The 21,008-nt window shown below is 72.8% G+C and carries 20 protein-coding genes; 19 read left to right on the forward strand and 1 reads right to left on the reverse strand.

Annotated features, from left to right (window positions below):
- Positions 1-5 precede the first annotated feature (5 nt).
- The 6 genes from ACFY4B_RS38205 (at position 6) to ftsH (ending at position 8,879) form a co-directional block, all read left to right on the forward strand.
- Positions 6-1,436, forward strand: a complete 1,431-nt coding sequence (locus tag ACFY4B_RS38205) for an ammonium transporter (RefSeq protein ID WP_387975788.1) — start codon at positions 6-8, stop codon at positions 1,434-1,436.
- A complete protein-coding gene (locus tag ACFY4B_RS38210) occupies positions 1,433-1,771 on the forward strand; it encodes a P-II family nitrogen regulator (RefSeq protein ID WP_049659191.1) in 339 nt (112 codons plus the stop codon). Before ACFY4B_RS38205 ends, ACFY4B_RS38210 begins: the two co-directional genes overlap by 4 nt.
- A gap of 204 nt (positions 1,772-1,975) precedes the next feature.
- Positions 1,976-4,429, forward strand: a complete 2,454-nt coding sequence (locus ACFY4B_RS38215) for a [protein-PII] uridylyltransferase (protein ID WP_387975791.1) — start codon at positions 1,976-1,978, stop codon at positions 4,427-4,429.
- A gap of 180 nt (positions 4,430-4,609) precedes the next feature.
- Positions 4,610-6,175: a signal recognition particle protein gene (gene ffh / locus ACFY4B_RS38220; protein WP_387975838.1), complete on the forward strand. Its 1,566-nt coding sequence runs from the start codon at positions 4,610-4,612 to the stop codon at positions 6,173-6,175.
- 77 nt (positions 6,176-6,252) lie between these two features.
- Positions 6,253-6,777 (forward strand): GNAT family N-acetyltransferase, encoded by a 525-nt coding sequence (locus tag ACFY4B_RS38225; RefSeq protein ID WP_082346170.1) that lies wholly within the window; start codon positions 6,253-6,255, stop codon positions 6,775-6,777.
- A gap of 92 nt (positions 6,778-6,869) precedes the next feature.
- Complete coding sequence (gene ftsH, locus ACFY4B_RS38230; RefSeq protein WP_380779989.1) at positions 6,870-8,879, forward strand: ATP-dependent zinc metalloprotease FtsH; 2,010 nt, start codon at positions 6,870-6,872, stop codon at positions 8,877-8,879.
- Positions 8,880-8,997: 118 nt separating this feature from the next.
- On the opposite strand, the gene ACFY4B_RS38235 is transcribed toward ftsH, so the two are convergent.
- Positions 8,998-9,831, reverse strand: coding sequence for a class I SAM-dependent methyltransferase (locus ACFY4B_RS38235; RefSeq protein ID WP_387975795.1), 834 nt, complete (start codon positions 9,829-9,831; stop codon positions 8,998-9,000).
- A 189-nt stretch (positions 9,832-10,020) separates the two neighbouring features.
- Between ACFY4B_RS38235 and proS the strand changes: the two genes are divergently transcribed.
- From proS to ACFY4B_RS38300, 13 genes are all read left to right on the forward strand, one after another.
- Positions 10,021-11,433 carry a proline--tRNA ligase gene (proS, locus tag ACFY4B_RS38240; RefSeq protein ID WP_049650399.1) on the forward strand — a complete coding sequence of 471 codons (1,413 nt, stop codon included), beginning with the start codon at positions 10,021-10,023 and terminating at the stop codon, positions 11,431-11,433.
- A 444-nt stretch (positions 11,434-11,877) separates the two neighbouring features.
- Positions 11,878-12,456: a hypothetical protein gene (locus tag ACFY4B_RS38245; RefSeq protein WP_049650398.1), complete on the forward strand. Its 579-nt coding sequence runs from the start codon at positions 11,878-11,880 to the stop codon at positions 12,454-12,456.
- A 476-nt stretch (positions 12,457-12,932) separates the two neighbouring features.
- Complete coding sequence (gene rpsP / locus ACFY4B_RS38250; RefSeq protein WP_049650397.1) at positions 12,933-13,361, forward strand: 30S ribosomal protein S16; 429 nt, start codon at positions 12,933-12,935, stop codon at positions 13,359-13,361.
- A gap of 2 nt (positions 13,362-13,363) precedes the next feature.
- A complete protein-coding gene (locus ACFY4B_RS38255) occupies positions 13,364-13,603 on the forward strand; it encodes an RNA-binding protein (RefSeq protein WP_030056773.1) in 240 nt (79 codons plus the stop codon).
- A gap of 172 nt (positions 13,604-13,775) precedes the next feature.
- A complete protein-coding gene (gene rimM, locus ACFY4B_RS38260) occupies positions 13,776-14,348 on the forward strand; it encodes a ribosome maturation factor RimM (protein WP_074001521.1) in 573 nt (190 codons plus the stop codon).
- 101 nt (positions 14,349-14,449) lie between these two features.
- Positions 14,450-15,268, forward strand: a complete 819-nt coding sequence (gene trmD, locus ACFY4B_RS38265; RefSeq protein WP_375877492.1) for a tRNA (guanosine(37)-N1)-methyltransferase TrmD — start codon at positions 14,450-14,452, stop codon at positions 15,266-15,268.
- A gap of 154 nt (positions 15,269-15,422) precedes the next feature.
- A complete protein-coding gene (gene rplS, locus ACFY4B_RS38270; protein ID WP_030306736.1) occupies positions 15,423-15,773 on the forward strand; it encodes a 50S ribosomal protein L19 in 351 nt (116 codons plus the stop codon).
- A gap of 78 nt (positions 15,774-15,851) precedes the next feature.
- Positions 15,852-16,769: a signal peptidase I gene (gene lepB / locus ACFY4B_RS38275; protein ID WP_387975798.1), complete on the forward strand. Its 918-nt coding sequence runs from the start codon at positions 15,852-15,854 to the stop codon at positions 16,767-16,769.
- Between the two features lie 232 nt (positions 16,770-17,001).
- Positions 17,002-17,766, forward strand: a complete 765-nt coding sequence (gene lepB / locus ACFY4B_RS38280) for a signal peptidase I (protein WP_387975801.1) — start codon at positions 17,002-17,004, stop codon at positions 17,764-17,766.
- A 242-nt stretch (positions 17,767-18,008) separates the two neighbouring features.
- Positions 18,009-19,016, forward strand: coding sequence for a signal peptidase I (gene lepB, locus ACFY4B_RS38285; protein WP_375877487.1), 1,008 nt, complete (start codon positions 18,009-18,011; stop codon positions 19,014-19,016).
- Between the two features lie 160 nt (positions 19,017-19,176).
- The gene (lepB, locus tag ACFY4B_RS38290) at positions 19,177-19,929 is read left to right on the forward strand and encodes a signal peptidase I (RefSeq protein WP_082345436.1); all 753 of its coding nucleotides are present in this window, start codon (positions 19,177-19,179) and stop codon (positions 19,927-19,929) included.
- A gap of 112 nt (positions 19,930-20,041) precedes the next feature.
- On the forward strand, positions 20,042-20,515 hold the full coding sequence (locus ACFY4B_RS38295; RefSeq protein ID WP_387975803.1) for an NUDIX hydrolase: 474 nt from the start codon (positions 20,042-20,044) through the stop codon (positions 20,513-20,515).
- 55 nt (positions 20,516-20,570) lie between these two features.
- On the forward strand, positions 20,571-20,897 hold the full coding sequence (locus tag ACFY4B_RS38300) for a DUF2469 domain-containing protein (protein ID WP_030056781.1): 327 nt from the start codon (positions 20,571-20,573) through the stop codon (positions 20,895-20,897).
- Positions 20,898-21,008 lie beyond the last annotated feature (111 nt).

The following is a 21,008-nucleotide window of genomic DNA, read 5'->3' on the forward strand; positions in this document are numbered from 1 at the left end:
CGCCGATGCCGGACGGCTTCAGCGCGGGCGACACCGCCTTCGTACTCATCAGTGCGGCCCTGGTCATGCTGATGACCCCAGGGCTGGCCTTCTTCTACGGGGGCATGGTCAGGGCCAAGAGCACGCTGAACATGCTGGCGATGAGCTTCCTCTCGCTCGGCATCGTCAGCGTGCTGTGGGTCCTCTACGGCTACTCGCTCAGCTTCGGGTCCGACTCCTTCGCCGGCCTGATCGGCAACCTGGACCACCTCGGGATGCGCGGCCTCGGCCTCGACGAGCTGACCGGCTCCATCCCGGTCACCGCCTTCGCGCTGTTCCAGCTGATGTTCGCGGTCATCACCCCGGCGCTGATCAGCGGCGCCGTCGCGGACCGGGCCAGATTCGCCGCCTGGGGCCTGTTCATCGCGCTCTGGGTGACGGTCGTCTACTTCCCGGTCGCGCACTGGGTGTTCTTCTTCGACGGCGGCCACGGCGGCTGGCTGGGCGACCGCAACGGCGTGATCGACTTCGCCGGCGGGACGGCCGTGCACATCAACGCGGGCGTCGCCGGCCTCGCGCTCTGCCTGGTGCTGGGCAAGCGGATCGGCTTCAAGAAGGACCCGATGCGCCCGCACAGCCTGCCGCTGGTGATGCTCGGCTCCGGGCTGCTCTGGTTCGGCTGGTTCGGCTTCAACGCGGGCTCGGCGCTGGCCGCCAACGGCGTCGCCGCGATGGCCATGGTGAACACCCAGGTCGCCACCGGTGCGGCGCTGGTCGGCTGGCTGGTCTACGAGCGGTTCAGGCACGGCGCCTTCACCACGCTGGGCGCCGCCTCCGGCGCGGTGGCCGGACTGGTCGCGATCACCCCGGCCTGCGGCTCGGTCAGCCCGCTCGGCGCGGTGGCGATCGGACTGGTCGCGGGCGCGGTCTGCTGCGCCGCCGTCTCGCTCAAGTACCGCTGGGGCTTCGACGACTCGCTCGACGTGGTGGGCGTGCACGCGGTCGGCGGGGCGGTGGGCTCGCTGCTGGTCGGCCTGTTCGCCACCGGCGGGGTCGGCCAGGGCGTCAAGGGCCTGTTCTACGGGGGCGGGATCGGCCAGCTGGGCAAGCAGGCGATGGGCGTGGCGGTGGTCGCGGCGTACTCCTTCGTGCTGTCCTGGCTGCTGGCCAAGGCGGTCGACCGGCTGGTCGGCTTCCGGGTCTCCGGCGAGGTCGAGACGGCCGGCATCGACCAGGCCGAACACGCCGAGTCCGCCTACGATTTCACCGCCGTGGGCGCGGGGCTGGCCCGGGCCCTGCCGGGCCTGGCCGCCGCTGCCGCGACGTCCGCCGCCGAGCGGTCCGCCGGACGGTCCACCGAACGGACCGGCGAACGGACCGGCGTCGCGGAACCCGGTGCCGCCGCCAAGCCCGCCGTGCAGCCCGCCGAGAAGAGGACCGAGGTCGACGCCCGATGAAGCTCATCACCGCCGTGATCAAGCCGTACCGACTGGACGAGGTGAAGTCCGCCCTCCAGGCCTTCGGGGTGCACGGCCTCACCGTCACCGAGGCCAGCGGCTACGGCCGCCAGCGCGGCCACACCGAGGTGTACCGGGGGGCCGAGTACACCGTGGACCTGGTACCGAAGGTCAGGATCGAGGTCCTGGTCGAGGACGAGGACGCCGAGGACCTGATCGACGTCCTGGTGAAGGCCGCCCGGACCGGGAAGATCGGCGACGGCAAGGTGTGGAGCGTGCCCGTCGACACCGCCGTACGGGTCCGCACCGGCGAGCGCGGCCCGGACGCCCTGTAGCCCGGCGGCCGGTCGCCCCGCGCCGGACGGCGGGCCCGTTCACCCGGGAGGGTGCGGGTCCGCCCGGCGGCGTACCGGCGCTTCCGTACCGGCCTCTCCGGAGCGGCCTCCCCGGACCGGCCGAACGGCCGAACGGTCGACCCGAGGGCAGGACGGTTCACCAGCAGGACGGTTCACCCAGCACGACGGACGGGACCCACGCGCATGACCACCGAGACCAGCCCCTCCGACCCCGTCGACCCCTCCGACCCCGTCGGCTGTGCCGCCGCCGCCCGGGCCGCGCTGCTCGCCGCCCCCGGCCCGGGCGGCCGCCCCCGCCGCCGGGCGCTCGCCCGGCTCACCGACGACTGGCTGGCCGGGCTGCTCGCGGCCGCCGGCGACCCGCCCGGCGTCGCGCTGGTCGCGGTCGGCGGCTACGGGCGGGGCGAGCTGTCCCCGCGCAGCGACCTGGACGTCCTGCTGCTGCACGACGGTCCGGTCGCCGGGGAGCTGCCCGAGCGGATCTGGTACCCGGTCTGGGACTCGGGCGCCAGGCTCGACCACGCGGTGCGCACCGTCGCGGAGGCCCGCGCGGTCGCCGCCGCCGACCTCAAGGCCCAGCTCGGCCTGCTGGACGCCCGGCACCTCGCCGGGGACCGGGCGCTCACCGACGCGCTGCGCGCCGCGGTGCTCACCGACTGGCGCGCGAGCGCCCCCGCGCGCCTGCCCGAGCTGCGCGAGCTGGGCCGCGAGCGGGCCGAACGGCAGGGTGAGCTGTCCTTCCTGCTGGAGCCCGACCTCAAGGAGGCCCGCGGCGGCCTGCGCGATGTCGTGGCGCTGGACGCGATCGCCGCCAGCTGGCTGGCCGACGCGCCCCGGGACGGCCTGGACGACGCCGCGCGGTGGCTGGCCGATGTGCGGGACGCCCTGCACCTGGTCACCGGCCGGGCCACCGACCGGCTCGGCCTCCAGGACCAGGACCAGGTCGCCGAGCGGCTCGGGGTGCTGGACGCCGACACCCTGCTGCGCCGGGTCTACGAGGCCGCCCGCACCGTCGCGTACGCGGGCGACGTCACCTGGCGGGCGGTGGACCGGGTGCTCGCGGCCCGCGGCGGCCGCGGCCGGCGGGTGCGCCGGCTGGGCATCCCGTTCGCCGGCACCGGACGCGGCGCCGGCGCGGTGGCCCGGGGCGCGGTCGAGCGGCGGCCGCTCGCCGAGGGCGTGGTCGAGCAGGACGGCGAGGCCGTGCTCGCCCAGGGCGCCCGACCGGCCGCCGACCCGGTGCTGCCGCTGCGCGCCGCGGCCGCCGCCGCGCAGAACGGGCTGACCGTCTCGTACGCCACGGTGCGCCGGCTGGCCGCCGAGTGCCGCCCGCTGCCGGTGCCCTGGCCGGACGAGGCGCGCGAGCAGCTGGTCACCCTGCTGGGCGCGGGGGAGTCGGCCGTCCCGGTGTGGGAGGCGCTGGAGGCGGAGGGGCTGGTCCGCCGGCTGATCCCGGACTGGGAGCGGGTGCGCTGCCGTCCGCAGCGCAACGCGGTGCACCGCTGGACGGTGGACCGGCACCTGGTGGAGACGGCGGTGCGGGCCGCCGCGATGACCCGCCGGGTGGCCCGCCCGGACCTGCTGCTGGTCGCCGCGCTGCTGCACGACATCGGCAAGGGCTGGCCGGGGGACCACAGCGAGGCCGGCGAGGTGATCGTCCGCGACCTCGGCGCCCGGATGGGCTTCGGCCCCGAGGACACCGAGACCCTGGCGGTGCTGGTCCGCCACCACCTGATGCTGGTGGACACCGCGACCCGGCGCGATCCGGACGACCCGGCCACCGTCGAGGCGGTCACCAAGGTGGTCGCCACCCTGCCCGAGCTGGAGCTGCTGCACGCGCTCACCGAGGCGGACGCGCTGGCCACCGGCCCGGCCGCGTGGAGCGGCTGGCGGGCCTCGCTGGTGGAGGGCCTGGTGGCCCGGGCCGCGGACCGGCTGGCCGGGGCGGGCACCCCGCCGGCGGAGAGCGCGCCGACCGCAGAGCAGGAGCGGCTCGCGGTCGAGGCCGCCCGGACCGGGCAGCCGGCGCTGTCGCTGCGGGCCCGGTCCGAGGGGGCGGAGCCGGGCGCCGAGCCGATGGGCGTCGAGCTGAACCTGGCCGTCCCGGACCGGCCCGGGCTGCTCGGCACCGCCGCCGGGGTGCTCGCGCTGCACCGGCTGGCCGTCCGCTCGGCCGGGCTGCGCGAGCTGGACCCGGTGGGCGCCGGGCCGGTGCTGCTGCTGTCCTGGCGGGTGGCGGCCGAGTACGGCGAGCTGCCGGAGGCGGCCCGGCTGCGGGCCGACCTGCGCCGGGCGCTGGACGGCTCGCTGGACGTCACCCGCCGCCTCGCCGAGCGGGACGCCGCGGCCCCGCGCCGCCGGGGCATCCCCACCCCGCCGCCGCTGGTCGCGGTGGCGCCCGCGGTGGCCTCGGCGACCGCGACCGTGCTGGAGGTCCGCGCGCACGACGCCCCCGGGCTGCTGCACCGGATCGGCCGGGCGCTGGACGGGGCGGGCGTGCGGGTGCGCACCGCGCACGTCTCCACGCTGGGCGCGGAGGCCGTCGACTCGTTCTACCTGACCGACGGGGCGGGCCGTCCGCTGACCGCCCGGCGGGCCGGCGAGGTGGCGGCGGCGGTCCGGGCCGCACTGGGCTGACGCGCCCCGGAGGGCTCCGGCGGCGGGGGCCGTCGGGCCTCGGCGGCGAGGGTGGAGGAGCGCCCGGAACGGGGGTGGAGGAGCTTCGGGAGCAGGGGTGGAGACCGTACCCGGGGCGGCCGGATACCCTGGGGGGCGACGACCGTACCGATTCCGATGCCGCAGAGGACCCGCGACGACGTGTTCGACACCCTTTCCGATCGCCTCGCAGCGACGTTCAAGAACCTCCGGGGCAAGGGCCGCCTGAGCGAGGCGGACATCGACGCCACCGCCCGCGAGATCCGCATCGCGCTGCTGGAGGCGGACGTCGCGCTGCCGGTCGTCCGGGCCTTCATCAAGCAGGTCAAGGAGCGGGCGCTCGGCGTCGAGGTCTCCGGTGCGCTGAACCCGGCGCAGCAGATCATCAAGATCGTCAACGAGGAGCTCATCTCCATCCTCGGTGGCGAGACCCGACGGGTGCGGTTCGCCAAGAGCGGCCCGACGGTGATCATGCTGGCCGGTCTCCAGGGCGCCGGTAAGACCACCCTGGCGGGCAAGCTCGGCCACTGGCTGAAGAAGCAGAAGCACACCCCGCTGCTGGTCGCCTGCGACCTCCAGCGCCCCAACGCGGTCAACCAGCTCCAGGTGGTCGCCGAGCGCGCCGGCGTGGCCTTCTACGGCCCGCAGCCGGGCAACGGCGTCGGCGACCCGGTGCAGGTGGCCAAGGACTCGATCGAGTACGCCAAGCAGAAGCAGTACGACGTCGTCGTCGTCGACACCGCCGGCCGCCTGGGCATCGACGCCGAGCTGATGCAGCAGGCCGCCGACATCCGCGCCGCGGTGAACCCGGACGAGGTCCTGTTCGTCGTCGACGCGATGATCGGCCAGGACGCGGTCACCACCGCGCAGGCCTTCCTCGACGGCGTCGACTTCACCGGCGTGGTGCTCTCCAAGCTCGACGGCGACGCCCGCGGCGGTGCCGCCCTGTCGGTCGCGCACGTCACCGGCCGGCAGATCATGTTCGCCTCCAACGGCGAGAAAGTCGACGACTTCGACGCCTTCCACCCGGACCGGATGGCCTCGCGCATCCTCGGCATGGGTGACGTCCTCTCGCTGATCGAGAAGGCCGAGCAGACCTTCTCGCAGGAGGAGGCGGAGAAGATCGCCGCCAAGCTGCGCGGCGGTCCGAAGCAGTTCACCCTGGACGACTTCCTGTCCCAGCTGGAGCAGGTCCAGAAGATGGGCTCGATCTCCAAGCTGCTCGGCATGCTGCCCGGCATGGGCCAGATCCGGGACCAGATCAACAACATCGACGACAAGGACGTCAACCGGGTCGGCGCGATCATCAAGTCGATGACCCCGGCCGAGCGGGCCGAGCCGGAGCTGATCAACGGCTCCCGCCGGGCCCGCATCGCCAAGGGCTCCGGTGTCCAGGTCGGCGAGGTGAAGAACCTGGTCGAGCGGTTCTTCGACGCCCGCAAGATGATGTCCGCGATGGCCTCCGGCAAGGGCATGCCCGGCATGCCGGGGATCCCGGGCATGGGCGGCGGCGCCAAGAAGTCCGGCAAGAAGGCCCCGCAGGCCAAGGGCAAGCGCAAGAGCGGCAACCCGCTGAAGCGCGCCCAGGAGGAGGCCGCGGCCGCCGAGCGCCGCGCGCTCGGCCCGGGCGCCGGCCAGGGCCCGGCGGACGGCGGCGCGTTCGGCCTCGGCGCGGGCAAGGGCCCGGCCGACTTCGAGCTGCCCAAGGAGTTCAAGGACCTGCTGTAGTCCTCCGACCGGCTCCCGTCGGCCCGTCGTCCGGTGTTTCCGGGCGGCGGGCCGATCGCGTGTCCGATGATGGGGGCATGCGAGTGATGATCAGGGCCCCGAGGGCCGAGGACACGGCCGGGTACGCCGAAGCGGTCCGGCGGTCCGCCGAACACATCGGACGGTGGAACCCGGTCGAGCCGGACGGACTGCCCGACCTGCTGAAGCGCCAGGGGTCCGGGCTGCGCACCTTCCTGATCGTCGACCGGGAGACCGGCGGACTGGTCGGCAAGGTGAACGTCGCCAACATCGTGATGGGCCGGTTCTGCAACGCCTCGCTGGGCTACGACTCGTACGTCCCGTTCAACGGCACCGGGCGGATGACCGAGGGCATGCGGCTGGTCGTGGACCGCTGCTTCGCCCCGCAGACCGCCGACGGGCTCGGGCTGCACCGGCTGGAGATCAACGTGCAGCCGGAGAACGAGCGCTCGATCGCGATGGCCAAGCGGCTGGGCTTCCGGCACGAGGGCTTCACCCCGCGGATGCTGTTCCTCCAGGGGGACTGGCGCGACCACGAGCGGTTCGCGCTGACCGCCGAGGAGTGGCCGGGCGCAGCGGCATAGTCGCTGGTGGGAGGGGTCGGCGCGGCCGTCCGGCGGTCCGGGCGCGGCGTTGCGATTGGCCCGCCCGAGCACCTGTCCGTATTGTCCGATGGGTGACCGAACCCGTGCCGCCACGTCAGACCCCCGACCAGCCCTGGCGTTCGGAGGGCGCCCCGCCCCCGCCGCCGCCCAAGCGCCGGATGCCCGGCGGCTGGGTGGGCCTCGCCCTCACCGCCCTCGTGGTGTTCCTGATCTCGGACCTGCTGCTGTCCTTCTTCGGCCCCGCCGGTGCCACCACGATCTCGTACACCGAGTTCAACAACCAGCTGAACAAGGGCAACATCACCAAGATCTACGCCAAGGGCGACGCGATCGAGGGCACCCTCAAGAGCGCCCAGCCCAAGCCGGACGGCGGCAAGGGCGACTACACCGAGTTCGACACCCAGCGGCCCTCCTTCGCGGGCGACAACCTCTGGACCACCCTGCAGCAGCAGGGCGTCGAGGTCACCGCCACCTCGCCGGTCCAGCAGCGCAGCTTCCTCACCAACCTGCTGATCTCGCTCGCCCCGATGCTGCTGCTGATCTTCATCTGGGTGCTGCTCGCCCGCCGGATGGCCGGCGGGCTCGGCGGCGGACCGCTCGGCCGCAAGGCCCCGCCGAAGCCGGTCACCGCCGAGGAGGGCAAGCGCACCACCTTCGCCGACGTGGCCGGCATCGACGAGGTCGAGGCCGAACTCACCGAGGTCGTCGACTACTTGAAGAACCCCGAGCGGTACCGCAGGCTCGGCGCCAAGATGCCGCGCGGCGTGCTGCTGAGCGGCCCGCCCGGAACCGGCAAGACCCTGCTGGCCCGGGCCGTGGCCGGCGAGGCGAACGTGCCGTTCTTCTCCGCCTCCGCCTCCGAGTTCATCGAGATGATCGTCGGCGTCGGCGCCAGCCGGGTCCGCGAGCTGTTCGCCGAGGCCCGCAAGGTCGCCCCGGCGATCATCTTCATCGACGAGATCGACACCATCGGCCGCCAGCGCGGCGCCGGCGGCGGCATGGGCGGGCACGACGAGCGCGAGCAGACCCTCAACCAGATCCTCACCGAGATGGACGGCTTCAGCGGCTCCGAGGGCGTCATCGTGATCGCCGCGACCAACCGGGCGGACGTGCTCGACCCGGCCCTGCTGCGCCCCGGCCGCTTCGACCGGCGGATCACCGTCAGCCCGCCCGACCGGGAGGGCCGCGCGGCGATCCTGCGCATCCACAGCCGCAGCGTCCCGCTGGCGGGCGACACCGACCTCAACCAGCTGGCCAAGGTCACGCCGGGGATGACCGGCGCCGAACTCGCCAACCTGGTCAACGAGGCCGCGCTGCTGGCCGTCAAGCGCAAGCAGGACGCGGTCAACGAGCGGGACCTCTCGGACGCGCTGGAGAAGGTCCAGCTCGGCGCGGTGCGGCCGCTGGTGATGCCGCAGGAGGAGCGCGAGCGCACGGCGTACCACGAGAGCGGGCACGCGCTGCTGGGCATGCTCCAGCCCGGTGCGGACCCGGTCCGCAAGATCACCATCGTGCCGCGCGGCCGGGCGCTCGGCGTCACGCTCTCCACCCCGGAGAACGACCGCTACTCGTACACCGAGCCGTACCTGCGCGGCCGGATCATCGGCGCGCTCGGCGGCATGGCGGCCGAGCAGGTGGTCTACGGGGTGATCACCACCGGTGCGGAGAGCGACCTGGAACAGGTCACCAACATCGCCCGCGGGATGGCCGGACGCTGGGGGATGAGCGAGCGGGTCGGCCGGCTCACCGCGGTGCCCTCCGACCCGCAGGGCGCGTACGGGCTCTCCGCCGCGCCGACCACCCTGGACGCGGTGGACGAGGAGGCGCGGCGGATCGTCTCCGAGTGCTACGACGACGCGGTGCGGATCCTGACCGAGCAGCGGCACCGGCTGGACGCGCTGGCCGCGGCGCTGCTGGAGGCGGAGACGCTGGACGAGGCGGCGGCGTACCGGGCGGCGGGGGTGCCGCGGGAGGGCTCCGAGGGGGCCGAGGGTTCCGACGGGCCGGCCGGCGGGTCCGGCGGGCCTGGTGGGTCCGACGGGGCCGACGGGGCCGACGGGAAGTCGATCGACCGGGCGTGAAGCCGGGGGCCGGGGCGCTCGCCATGGTGGCGGGCGCCCCCGGTTTTTCGTCCCCTCTGCGGACTCCTCGCCCCTCCTCTGCGGCCTCCTCGCCCCTCCTCGCCCCTCCTCGTCCCGCCTAGCGCGACCGTTCGGCGACCAGGTAGCGGAACAGGTTCTCCATCCGTACCGAGCCGTCCGCGCGCAGGTACGGCTGGAGCACCTCCTCCAGCTCCTTGGCCACCAGCGAGGCCCCGGAGAACTCCTCGGCCGGCTCGAACAGGCCGGTGGAGAGCAGCCCGCGCACCGCGCTGTCGAGGTCGGCGTAGGCGAACGGGCAGCTCACCCGGCCGCTGCCGGCCGGACGCAGGCCGGCCGGGGCCAGCAGGTCCTCCAGCGCGCCGGGCGCGCTCAGCTCGAACGGGTCGCGCGCGGTGGTCCGGCCCGCCATCCGCCGGGCCACGTCCAGCACCGGGGCGCTCTCGCAGCGCTCCGGCGGGCCCCAGGCGGCCAGCACCACGTGCCCGCCCGGGAGGGTGAGCCGGGCGGCCTCGGCGACCACCGGCCCGGCGTCGGCGGCCCCGGGCAGCTGCTCGAAAACCGTCACCAGCGAATGGGCCGAGCGGGCGACGGCCGCCGACGTCCGGGGCCCCGCGCACACCCGCAGCCGGCGGTCGTGGGCCAGCTCGCGCAGCTCGTCCCGCGGCTCCTGCCCGGCGACCTGGGCGCCCCGGCCGGCCGCGAGCAGCAGGGCCAGCCCGGAGCGGCAGCCCAGGCCCAGCACGCTGCTCGCCGGGCCGACCTCCAGCCGGTCGTAGACCGCCTCGTAGAGCGGCACCAGCATGCGTTCCTGGATCTCCGCCCAGTCGCGCGCCCGCGCGGGGCGGGCCGCCCCGGTCCGCGGGTGGTGCGGGCGTGCGCCCGTCGGTCGTGCGGTCGTGCCGGTCGTGCCGGTCGTGCGAGCTGAAGCCATGGCGGCCTCCCATCCGGTCCTTCGGTGCGCTGCTACGGCTCCCCCAAAGTCCCGCCCCACACCAGCGAACAGCGGGTCGGGCCCGGCGTCCAGAGGGGTGCAGGGTGGTGCGCGCGTGTCGCGGTGGTGCGCCCCCGCCCGGTGATACCGATTCGAAACCGGGGCCCCGGGCCCCGTACCATTCGCCCCATGGCTAAGGCACCCGTTCTCACCCCTCAGGCGGAAGACTTCCCGCGCTGGTACCAGGACCTCATCAACAAGGCCGAGCTGGCCGACAACGGTCCGGTGCGCGGCACCATGGTCATCCGACCGTACGGCTACGGCCTGTGGGAGCGGATGCAGCAGGAGATGGACGCGCGGATCAAGAAGGCCGGCGCGCAGAACGCCTACTTCCCGATGTTCATCCCGCAGTCCTACCTGACCAAGGAGGCCGAGCACGTCGAGGGCTTCGCCCCCGAGCTCGCGGTGGTCACCCACGGCGGCGGCAAGCAGCTGGAGGAGCCGGTCGTCGTCCGGCCGACCTCCGAGACGATCATCAACGAGTACTTCTCGAAGTGGGTGCAGAGCCACCGCGACCTGCCCCTGCTGATCAACCAGTGGGCCAACGTGGTCCGTTGGGAGCTCCGCCCGCGCGTCTTCCTGCGCACCACCGAGTTCCTCTGGCAGGAGGGCCACACCGCCCACGCCACCTACGAGGACGCCCGCGAGTACGCCTCGATGATCCACACCCAGGTCTACGGCGACTTCATGACGAACGTGCTCGGCATCGACGTCGTGCTCGGCCGCAAGACCGCCAAGGAGCGCTTCGCCGGCGCCATCAACACCCTCACCCTCGAGGGCATGATGGGCGACGGCAAGGCGCTGCAGATGGGCACCAGCCACGAGCTGGGCCAGAACTTCGCCAAGGCGTTCAACACCACCTACCAGCTGCAGGGCGCCGAGCGCGAGTACGTCTGGCAGACCTCCTGGGGCGTCTCGACCCGCATGGTCGGCGGCCTGATCATGTCCCACGGCGACGACAACGGCCTGCGGGTGCCCCCGCGCCTGGCCGCCGTCCAGGCCGTCGTGCTCGCGATCAAGGGCGACGACGCGGTCATCGCCAAGGTCCGCGAGATCGGCGCCCAGCTGGAGGCCGTCGGCATCCGGGTCGTGGTCGACGACCGCACCGACACCCCGTTCGGCCGCCGTGCCGTCGACTGGGAGCTCAAGGGCGTTCCGCTGCGCATCGAGGTCGGCCCGCGCGACCTGGAGAACGGCACCGCGATGCTGGCCCGCCGCATCCCGGGCGGCAAGGAGCCGGTCTCCATCGACGCCCTGGCCGCGCTGCTCCCGGGCGTGCTGGAGGAGGACCAGGCGCTGCTGCTGCGCCAGTCCCGCGAGCGCCGCGAGTCCCGCACGGTCGACGTCAAGACCATCGACGAGGCCATCGAGGCCGCCGCGACCGGCTGGGGCCGGATCTCCTGGGCCGACCTCGGCGCGGAGGGCGAGGCCAAGCTGGCCGAGCAGGGCGTCACGGTCCGCTGCATCGTCGCGGCCGACGGCTCGGTGCCGCTGGCGGACGACCAGGAAGGCAATGTCGCGCTCGTCGCCCGGGCGTACTGACATCCGTTCGGTGTTCGGTGGATGTCCGGTGGATGTCCGCCGGACGCCGGTCGCCCACGGGTAATGACCGGCACCGGCGACATTTGCCCGGAATGCGGATGGGTAAGAATCCGGTAACTGTTCCGGTGCGTCCCCGCGGGGGACATCCCTACTGGCCGGTCAACTCCCGGTATTAACCGAATAGCGGTACGGTGTACGGCCCGTGGCCCTGTCAATCCGGCAGGCCCACGGGCCGTACGTCCTGGGTGGCGACAGCCCGCCCCCCGGACGGAATTCATCAGGCCCGCCGACGTTGCGACGGGCCCAAACCGGCAGGGGGTTGGTCTTGCGTCAGATCCGGAACGCGCAATTCGCGCGCGGCCTCGCATTCCTGGGAGTTCCCTGTGAATTCCCCGGGAACGAGAACATGCGGAACATCGGCTCGCACTCCATCGTTGGTCTAGCGTGAGCACGACACAGCCCCTCGTTCTCGCGGCCGAACTGGCCGCCGCCTGGAGTGACATCCAGGCCTACCACCAGGACCTTCCCGATCTGGCCTCGCCCGAGGCCCTGATCGGCGAGTCCTCCTCGGCCTGCGGGACGCGGCTCGGTTTCGAGCGCCTCCTCCACGAGGCCGCCCACGGTCTGGCCGCGGCCCGGGACATCCGGGACACCTCGCGCGCCGGCCGCTACCACAACCGGCGCTTCCTGATGCTCGCTTCCGAGCTGGGCCTGGCGCACCCGGTCGAGCCGCACGCGAGCAGCGGCTTCTCCCAGGTGACCATGCTCAAGGAGACCCAGGAGCGGTACGCCGAGACCATCGAACGCCTGGACCGTGCCCTCGGGGCGCACCAGGAGGCGGTGGCCGGCGACGGCGCGACGCGCGCCTTCCGCGGTCCGGCGGCCCGGCACGGCTCCTCCGGGGGCGGCGTGCGGGTCAAGGCGGTCTGCGGGTGCGGGCGCAACGTCCGGGTCGTTCCCTCGGTGCTCGCGCAGGCGTCCATCGTCTGCGGCGCGTGCCAGCAGCCGTTCAAGATCGCTTAAGTCGCTCACGCCGCTCACGTCGCTTGAGCGGTCGACGTCCCGACGGGCTGCTGTGCGGGCAGCGGTCCGGCCGGATGGGCGGCGCGGAGCGGAGTGGAGCGGTACGGGCGGTGCACGCGGGGCCGGCGGTACCGGCAGCGGCGGCAGCGCCGAGTGAGCGGTGACAGGCGGTAGCAGTACCGGGCAGTACAGGCGGTACAGGCCGTACGAGCAGTACGGAACGAGCGGTACAGCAGGACAGCGGTGATGTCTTCGGGTTGGACCGGGAGCGGGGGCTCCCGGTCGAGCCCTGACCGGGAGCCCGGTCCCGCGTACAGGCGGTTCTCGCCGATGTGGCAGAATGGACAGCCGAGTACTCGGCAGCCGAGCAGGACCCCTCTCTCCTACGGCTGGCGTGTCCCTTGAACGGTCCGCCCCGCAACCCCACGCGACGGCGAGCCCGCTCACCCACGTCAACACCAGGAGAATCCACTCCCGTGGCAGTCAAGATCAAGCTGAAGCGTCTCGGCAAGATTCGCTCCCCGCACTACCGCATCGTCGTCGCCGACGCCCGCACCAAGCGTGACGGTCGCGCGATCGAGGAGATCGGCATCTACCAGCCGACCTACAACCCCTCGAAGATCGAGGTCGACAGCGACCGCGCCCAGTACTGGCTGTCCGTCGGCGCCCAGCCGACCGAGCCGGTGCTCGCCATCCTGAAGCTGACCGGCGACTGGCAGAAGTTCAAGGGCCTGCCGGCTCCGGCTCCGCTGCTCGTTGCCGAGCCGAAGGTCGAGGACTTCTCGCACCTGTTCGCGAAGGCCGTCGCCGGCTTCGAGGACGCCACCACCGGTGTCGCCATCACCCCGAAGGCCAAGAAGTCGGACAAGGCCGAGGCCGAGTCCGACGCCGCCGCCGAGGCCTGATCGTGATCGAGGACGCCCTCGACCACCTGGTGAAGGGCATCGTCGAGCACCCCGACGAGGTGCAGGTGCGCTCGCGCAACCTGCGTCGGGGGAACACCATCGAGGTGCGAGTGCACCCCGATGACCTCGGCAAGGTGATCGGCCGGGGCGGCCGTACGGCGCGCGCTCTGCGCACCGTGGTCGGCGCCCTCGGCGGTCGCAACGTCCGGGTCGACCTGGTCGACGTGGACAACATTCGCTGACGCCGCTGCTCGTTCAGCCGTCAGGGCTTGTGAGGCCGACCGGGACGCATGTCGTCCCGGTCGGCCTTTCGCATTTCCGTCAGCATTTCCGTCGCTTCATGGCTTAGCAGTCCGTCGCTTCGCAGCCCGTCGCTTTTCGTTGCGGCTCAGGAACTCCAGGAGAACGATCACCGTGCAGCTCGTCGTCGGCAAGATCGGCCGTGCCCACGGCATCAGGGGGGACGTCAGTGTCGAGGTCCGCACCGACGAGCCGGAACTCCGGCTCGGCCCCGGTGCCGTCCTGCTCACCGACCCCGCGTCGACCGGACCGCTGACCGTCGAGTCCGGCCGGGTGCACAGCGGCCGACTGCTGCTGCGCTTCGCCGGCGTCAAGGACCGCAACGCGGCCGAGGCCCTCCGTGGCACCGTGCTCATCTCCGAGGTCGACCCGGAGGAGAGCCCCGAGGACCCGGAGGAGTACTACGACCACCAGCTGATCGGCCTGGACGTGGTGCTGCTGGACGGCACCCCGGTCGGCGAGCTGACCGAGATCGTCCACCTGCCCTACCAGGACCTGCTCACGGTCAAGAAGGCCGACGGGACGGAGGTGCTGGTGCCCTTCGTCAGCCAGATCGTGCCGACCATTGACCTGGAGAACCAGCGCGCCGTGATCACCCCGCCGCCCGGGCTGATCGACATGGAGCAGGCCGAGGTCGCGGGGACCTCCTCGGCCGAGCGCGGCGAGGACTCGGAGGAGTCGGAGTGACCGTCGAGGAGCGCGCCGGGGCGGGTGTCGAGGTCGGCGCCGAGGCGGCGTCGAGCGGTGCGGTGTCGACTGGTGCGGTGTCCGGCGGGGTGCAGAGCGGCATGCGGATCGACGTCGTCACGATCTTCCCGGAGTACCTGGAGCCGCTGGACGTCTCGCTGGTCGGCAAGGCCCGCGCCCGCGGGCAGCTGGACGTGCACGTCCACGACCTGCGCGGATGGACCCACGACGTGCACCGCACGGTCGACGACAGCCCGTACGGCGGCGGCCCCGGCATGGTGATGAAGCCCGAGCCGTGGGGCGAGGCGCTGGACGCGGTGGTCGCCGGCGGCCCCGAGGGCCAGGTGCCCACCCTGGTCGTGCCGACCCCGAGCGGGCGCCCGTTCACCCAGGAGCTCGCCCAGGAACTGGCCGGGCGCCCCTGGCTGGCCTTCACCCCCGCCCGGTACGAGGGCATCGACCGCCGGGTGATCGAGGAGGCCGCCACCCGGATGCCGGTGGTCGAGGCCTCGATCGGCGACTACGTGCTGGCCGGCGGCGAGGTCGCCGTGCTGGTGATGGTCGAGGCGATCGCCCGACTGCTGCCCGGAGTGCTCGGCAACGCCGAGTCCCACCGCGACGACTCCTTCGCGCCGGGCGCGATGGCCGACCTGCTGGAGGGCCCGGTCTACACCAAGCCCGCCGAGTGGCGCGGCCGTACGGTGCCGGACGTGCTGCTCAGCGGCAACCACGGCAAGATCGCCCGCTGGCGCCGCGAGCAGGCCTTCGCCCGGACCCTGGCGAACCGGCCCGACCTGGTCGAGCGCTGGCAGTACGGCGCCTTCGACAAGAAGGAGCGCGAGGCGCTGAGCATCCTCGGCCTGGCCTGGGACGAGGGGCTCGGCCGATTTCGGTCCACGGCCGTTGATGTGGAAGAATAGGCGGCTGCTGTCTGTCGCTGGTTCCCTCCTGTAGGGGACACGTGGACCGGCGCCCTCGCCACGGGGGGATCGCCGTCAGCCGATGCGGCCCGCAGCGAACCCCATTGTGACGATTTTCCGTGGGCGGCCCGTGGCGCCTGCGATGGAGAGCAACATGAGCAACAAGCTCGCTGCTGTCGACGCGGCCTCGCTGCGTAGCGACATCCCGGCCTTCCGCGCCGGTGACACCCTGAAGGTTCACGTCCGGGTCATCGAGGGCAACCGCTCCCGTGTCCAGGTCTTCCAGGGCGTCGTCATCCGCCGCCACGGCGCCGGCATCGGTGAGACCTTCACCGTTCGCAAGGTCAGCTTCAACGTCGGCGTGGAGCGCACCTTCCCGGTGCACACCCCGGTCGTCGAGAAGATCGAGGTCGTGACCCGCGGTGCGGTTCGCCGCGCCAAGCTGTACTACCTGCGTGACCTCCGCGGCAAGGCCGCGAAGATCAAGGAGAAGCGCGACCGCTGATCCACCGGCCCCCGGCCTCGCCGGGGGATCGGAACGCTCTGAGGGGGCCGAGTGGCCGCAAGGTAAGCTCACCCCCCGATGAGCACGCACGAACCACCCGCGGACCGCGACGGCAGTCCCGCACCCACCGGTGCGGACTCGCTGTCGCGGTCCGCGGTCGTTTCCGGGGGTGGCGTCGTCGGCGCGGAGCGCGCCGACGGGCCTGAACACGCTGAGGTACTGGAGCAGGCCGAGGGCCCGGAGCGGACCGGCGGCTCCGGCGGCGACGGCTCGAGCCAGTCGGACGGGTCGGACGAGTCGGAGCAGGACGAGGAGCCCGGGCGCTCGCGTTCGCGGGACCTGCTGCTGTTGGTCGGGATCTGCCTGACGGCCCTGCTGCTGGTGAACGCCTTCGTCGCGCGTCCCTTCTCGGTGCCCTCCGGGTCGATGGAGGAGACCCTGCGTCCCGGCGACCGGCTGGTCGCGTACCAGCTCGCCTACGCCTTCGGCGGCCATCCCCAGCGGGGCGACGTCGTGGTCTTCGACGGGAGGGGCTCCTTCCTCCGCGAGTCGGCGAAGCCGCCCGGTTTCTGGGACGGCCTGCGCTCGTTCGCCCAGGACCTCGGGCTGGCCCCGGCCGGGGACACCGTCTACGTCAAGCGCGTGATCGGCGTCGGCGGGGACCGGGTGACCAGCACCGGGCCGGGCGCGCCGATCACCGTCAACGGCGTGCCGATCGACGAGACCTCCTACCTGTCCCCGGGCGACGACCCGTCGAGCGTGGCCTTCGACATCGTCGTGCCGGCCGGCAAGCTGTGGGTGATGGGCGACCACCGCAGCGCCTCCCGGGACTCCCGCGACCACCTCGGCGATCCCGGTGGCGGCTTCGTGCCCGAGAAGAAGGTGATCGGCCGGGCGGACTGGGTGGTCTACCCGTTCTCGCGCTGGACCAGCCTGGACCGGCCCGCGGCCTTCGCCGCGACTGCGGGGACAGGCGGTCATGGGGACCAGGGGTAGGGGGCGGCTCGACGACCGCCCGGCTGCCGGAGGCCCGACTGGCCCGACTGCGGGGGGACCGGCCGCAGGGGGTCCGGCTTCGGCCGGTCCGGTGCGCGGTGGACCGGGGGAGGAAGGCGCGGCAGGCCGTGGACCGGCAGGGGCCCCGTCGGCGCGCGGCCGGGCCGAGCGCCGTCGCAGTGCCCGCAAGGCCGCCCGTCGGCGCAAGCGCTCGCTGGTCCGCGAAGTGCCCATGATCGTCCTGGTGGCCCTGCTGGTGGCGCTGGTGATGAAGACCTTCCTGGTCCAGGTGTTCGTGATCCCCTCGGGTTCGATGGAGCAGACCATCCTGATCGGGGACCGGGTACTGGTGGACAAGCTGACCCCCTGGTTCGGCAGTGAGCCGCAGCGCGGCGACATCGTGGTGTTCAAGGACCCGGGCGGCTGGCTGGAGCGCGACCGCAAGCCGTCCGAGGACGGCCCGGTGCTGGGTGCGGCCAAGCAGGTGCTGACCTTCGTCGGACTGCTGCCCTCCGACAACGAGCAGGACCTGATCAAGCGGGTGATCGGCGTCGGCGGGGACACCGTCGAGTGCTGCGACGCGCAGGGGCGCCTCAGCGTCAACGGCCACCCGGTGGAGGAGTCCTACCTCGCGCCCGGCAACCCGCCGTCCCGGCAGGCCTTCAGGATCCAGGTGCCGCAGGGGCGGCTGTGGGTCATGGGTGACCACCGGGACGTCTCCGCCGACTCCCGTTTCCACATGGGCAATCCGGGACAGGGGACGATCCCGCTGAGCGGCGTGGTCGGTCGCGCGTTCGTGACCGCCTGGCCGCTGAACCGCTTCCATCAACTCGATGCGCCCGGTTCACTCTCCTCTCTCGCCCGGATGCCGCAGGCTGGCGGAACTGCCGCGGGATCGGTGGGCGTTGGGCCGGTTCCTGCGGAACCGCCGCTCGTTATGGGGGTGTTGGGCATCCTTCCGCTCGTCGTTCGCCGGTCGGGGCGGCCTCCGGAGTGAGCCGCACCGGCCGCCGACCGGACGGGCCTCGCGTGTGGGACCGCGAGCCGGATGCCTTGGAGTGATAGAGAAGTGCAGGTGCGGCCGGGAGTGGTCCTGGTCGCGGGCCGAGGCTGTGCTGGTGTCAGGGGAGTCCGCGGTGGGCAGCCCTGAGGCGTTCATGGTCGTGGTGAGCGTGGTGCCCGCTGTGCGGCACTCTGAGCGCGGGCGCGCGGGCGTCCGCACAGCAGGGAGGAGACGTTGTGGGGGATTTGGTGATCGGCGCCCGATCAGGCGCCGGAGAGCCCGAGGGCCCAGGCCGTCGGGCGGACCGGTCCACCGAGTCCGCGGCCTCCTCGGCCTCGGTCGAGGACGCGGCGGCGCAGACCGCCGACGGGCAGGGCGGTGCCGGGTCGGAGGACTCCCCGGGCTCCCAGCACGCGGAGGCCGAGCCCGCGGACGGCTCGGAGTCGGAGGCTCCGTCCAAGCCGCGCAAGCAGCGCTCGTTCTGGAAGGAACTGCCGATCCTGGTCGGCATCGCGCTCATCCTCGCGCTGGTGATCAAGACGTTCTTCGTCCAGGCGTTCTCCATTCCGTCGGAATCGATGCAGAACACGCTGCAGGTCGGCGACCGCGTCCTGGTCGACAAGCTGACCCCGTGGTTCGGGGCCGAACCCGAGCGCGGTGAGGTCGTGGTGTTCCACGACCCGGGCGGCTGGCTGAGCGACGAGCCGACCCAGCAGAGCAGCAACTCCTTCCTCCGCGGTGTGCAGGACGTGCTCAGCTTCGTCGGCCTGATGCCCTCCGCCAACGAGAAGGACCTGATCAAGCGGGTCATCGCGGTCGGCGGGGACACCGTCGAGTGCGAGGGCGAGGGGCCGGTCAAGGTCAACGGCGTCGCGCTCAACGAGCCGTACGTCTACCAGGGCAACACCCCGTGCGGCGACCACCCGTTCGGCCCGGTCAAGGTGCCCAAGGACCGGATCTGGGTCATGGGCGACCACCGCGCCAACTCGCTGGACTCCCGCTTCCACATGGACCAGCCGGGCGGCGGCACCGTCCCGGTGGACAACGTGATCGGGCGTGCCTTCGTGGTGGCCTGGCCGGTCGGCCACTGGTCGACGCTGCCGGTGCCGGACACCTTCGACCAGAAGGGCCTGGCGGCGGCCGCGCCGATGGCGCCCCCCGTGGCCGGTGCGGTGGGGGCCGTCGCCCTGCTCCCGCTGGTGCGGCGGGTGCGAGGCCGGGCGGAGAGCCGCAAGGAGTCCTGAGCTCCACCGGATCGTGTTCCGCCGGGTTGGCCCCGGCTCTTGCGCGGGCCGTGGTACCGACGAGTAATCTGCTCGGACGTGCCACGGCCCGCCGGCTTTTCCGCCCGAGCCTCCGGCGTGCCAGTGATGTTCTCCGGTCGGCCAGAGGTGGACGGTGTCGATGAGCAGTGTCGTGGAGCAGACGGCCGACCACCCGACCGCGCCCGCCCGTGCGGGCCGTCGGCCCGCCGCGGTGCTGCAGGGCGTCGCCCTGGCACTCGGGCTGGTGCTGATGGTCGGCGGCTTCGCGCTGATCGCGATCGACTACCGGCCGTACAAGATCCCCACCGCCTCGATGCACCCGACGCTGCGCGTCGGGGACACCGTGCTCGCCCGCAAGGTCGGCGGCGGCGACATCGGGCGGGGCGACGTGGTGGTCTTCCGGGACCAGGCCTGGGGCGGCGAACTCATGGTCAAGCGGGTGGTCGCGGTCGGCGGGGACACCGTCGCCACCAGCGGGGCCGATCACCGGCTGACGGTCGACGGGCAGCCGGTGGACGAGCCCTACCTCGCGACGCAGGGCGGCCAGGGCCAGCCGTTCAGCGTGACGGTGCCGCAGGGCCGGCTGTTCCTGCTCGGCGACAACCGGGTGGGCTCGCTGGACTCCCGCACCCACCTGGAGGTGGACGGCGGGACCGTCCCGGCCGAGGCCGTCGAGGCGAGGGTCGAGGCCACCGTGCTGCCCTTCGGCCGGACGGGCCTGCTCGACCGGGTCACGGACTTCGACGGCTTCGCGGGCCCGAAGGCCTCGCAGCCGGGGCCGCTGGAGCCCTCCGCCTACGCCGCCGTCGCGGGCGCGGCGCTGATCCTGGTGACCTCGGCGGTGGGCGGGGCGGCGGGTCTGGCCCGCCGGCTCCGGGGGCGCAGCTCCTGATCGGGGCCGTCGCCCCGCGGGCCGCTCTGTCGAACATCGCCCCGGACGACCGCGCCGGGTGGCAGGATCGGTAACGCCACCGATGCGAACGGAAGGAGCGTGGAGCGCCGCCATGACAGCACGGCGCCGCAGAGCGGCGCGGATCCTGCTGCTGGACGGGCTGGACCGCATCCTCCTCTTCCTGGGGGCCGACCCGGCCACTCCGGGGGAGACGTGGTGGTTCACGCCCGGGGGAGGCTTGGAGGCGGGGGAGGACGTGCGGGAGGCCGCCGAGCGGGAGCTCGCCGAGGAGACCGGCCTGCGGGGTGTGGACCTGGGGCCCTTGGTGGCGTACGGCACGGTGTCGTTCTCCTTTCAGGGACAGCGCTACGAGCAGGAGCAGTGGTTCCACCTGGCCCGGACCACGGAGACGGTGCTGGACCACTCGGGCATGGGCGCCGACGAGCACGCCCAGTTGCTCGCGGCGCGTTGGTGGACGGTCGAGGAACTGAGCGGGACCGCCGAGACGGTCTATCCGGTCGGTCTGGCGGACTTCCTGGAGCGGCTGCTGGTCGAGGGCCCGCCGGTGGATCCGGTACGGCTCTGACCGTGGGTGCGGTGGTCCACAATGGGTGGACGTGACAAGTTGAGGGGACGCCTGGATGAGTGCCGAAGATCTCGAGAAGTACGAGACCGAGATGGAGCTCAAGCTCTACCGGGAGTACCGGGACGTCGTCGGCCTGTTCAAGTACGTGATCGAGACCGAACGACGGTTCTACCTCACCAACGACTACGAGCTGCAGGTGCACTCGGTCCAGGGCGAGGTGTTCTTCGAGGTGTCGATGGCGGATGCGTGGGTCTGGGACATGTACCGGCCGGCCCGGTTCGTCCGCAAGGTCCGGGTGCTGACCTTCAAGGACGTGAACATCGAGGAACTCGCGAAGAGCGATCTGGAGCTGCCCTCGGACGAGTCCGGCTTCGGGAACTGACGTTGGACGACTCCGTCCCGCGTTGTCCAGCCGAATTTCGCGGGAACGGGGCTTCTCACCCCTGCGGGTGACAGGAGTTGTCCACAGGTCCGAGTTATCCACAGGGAACGG

Source organism: Kitasatospora sp. NPDC001261 (assembly GCF_042896795.1).
Taxonomy (GTDB): domain Bacteria; phylum Actinomycetota; class Actinomycetes; order Streptomycetales; family Streptomycetaceae; genus Kitasatospora.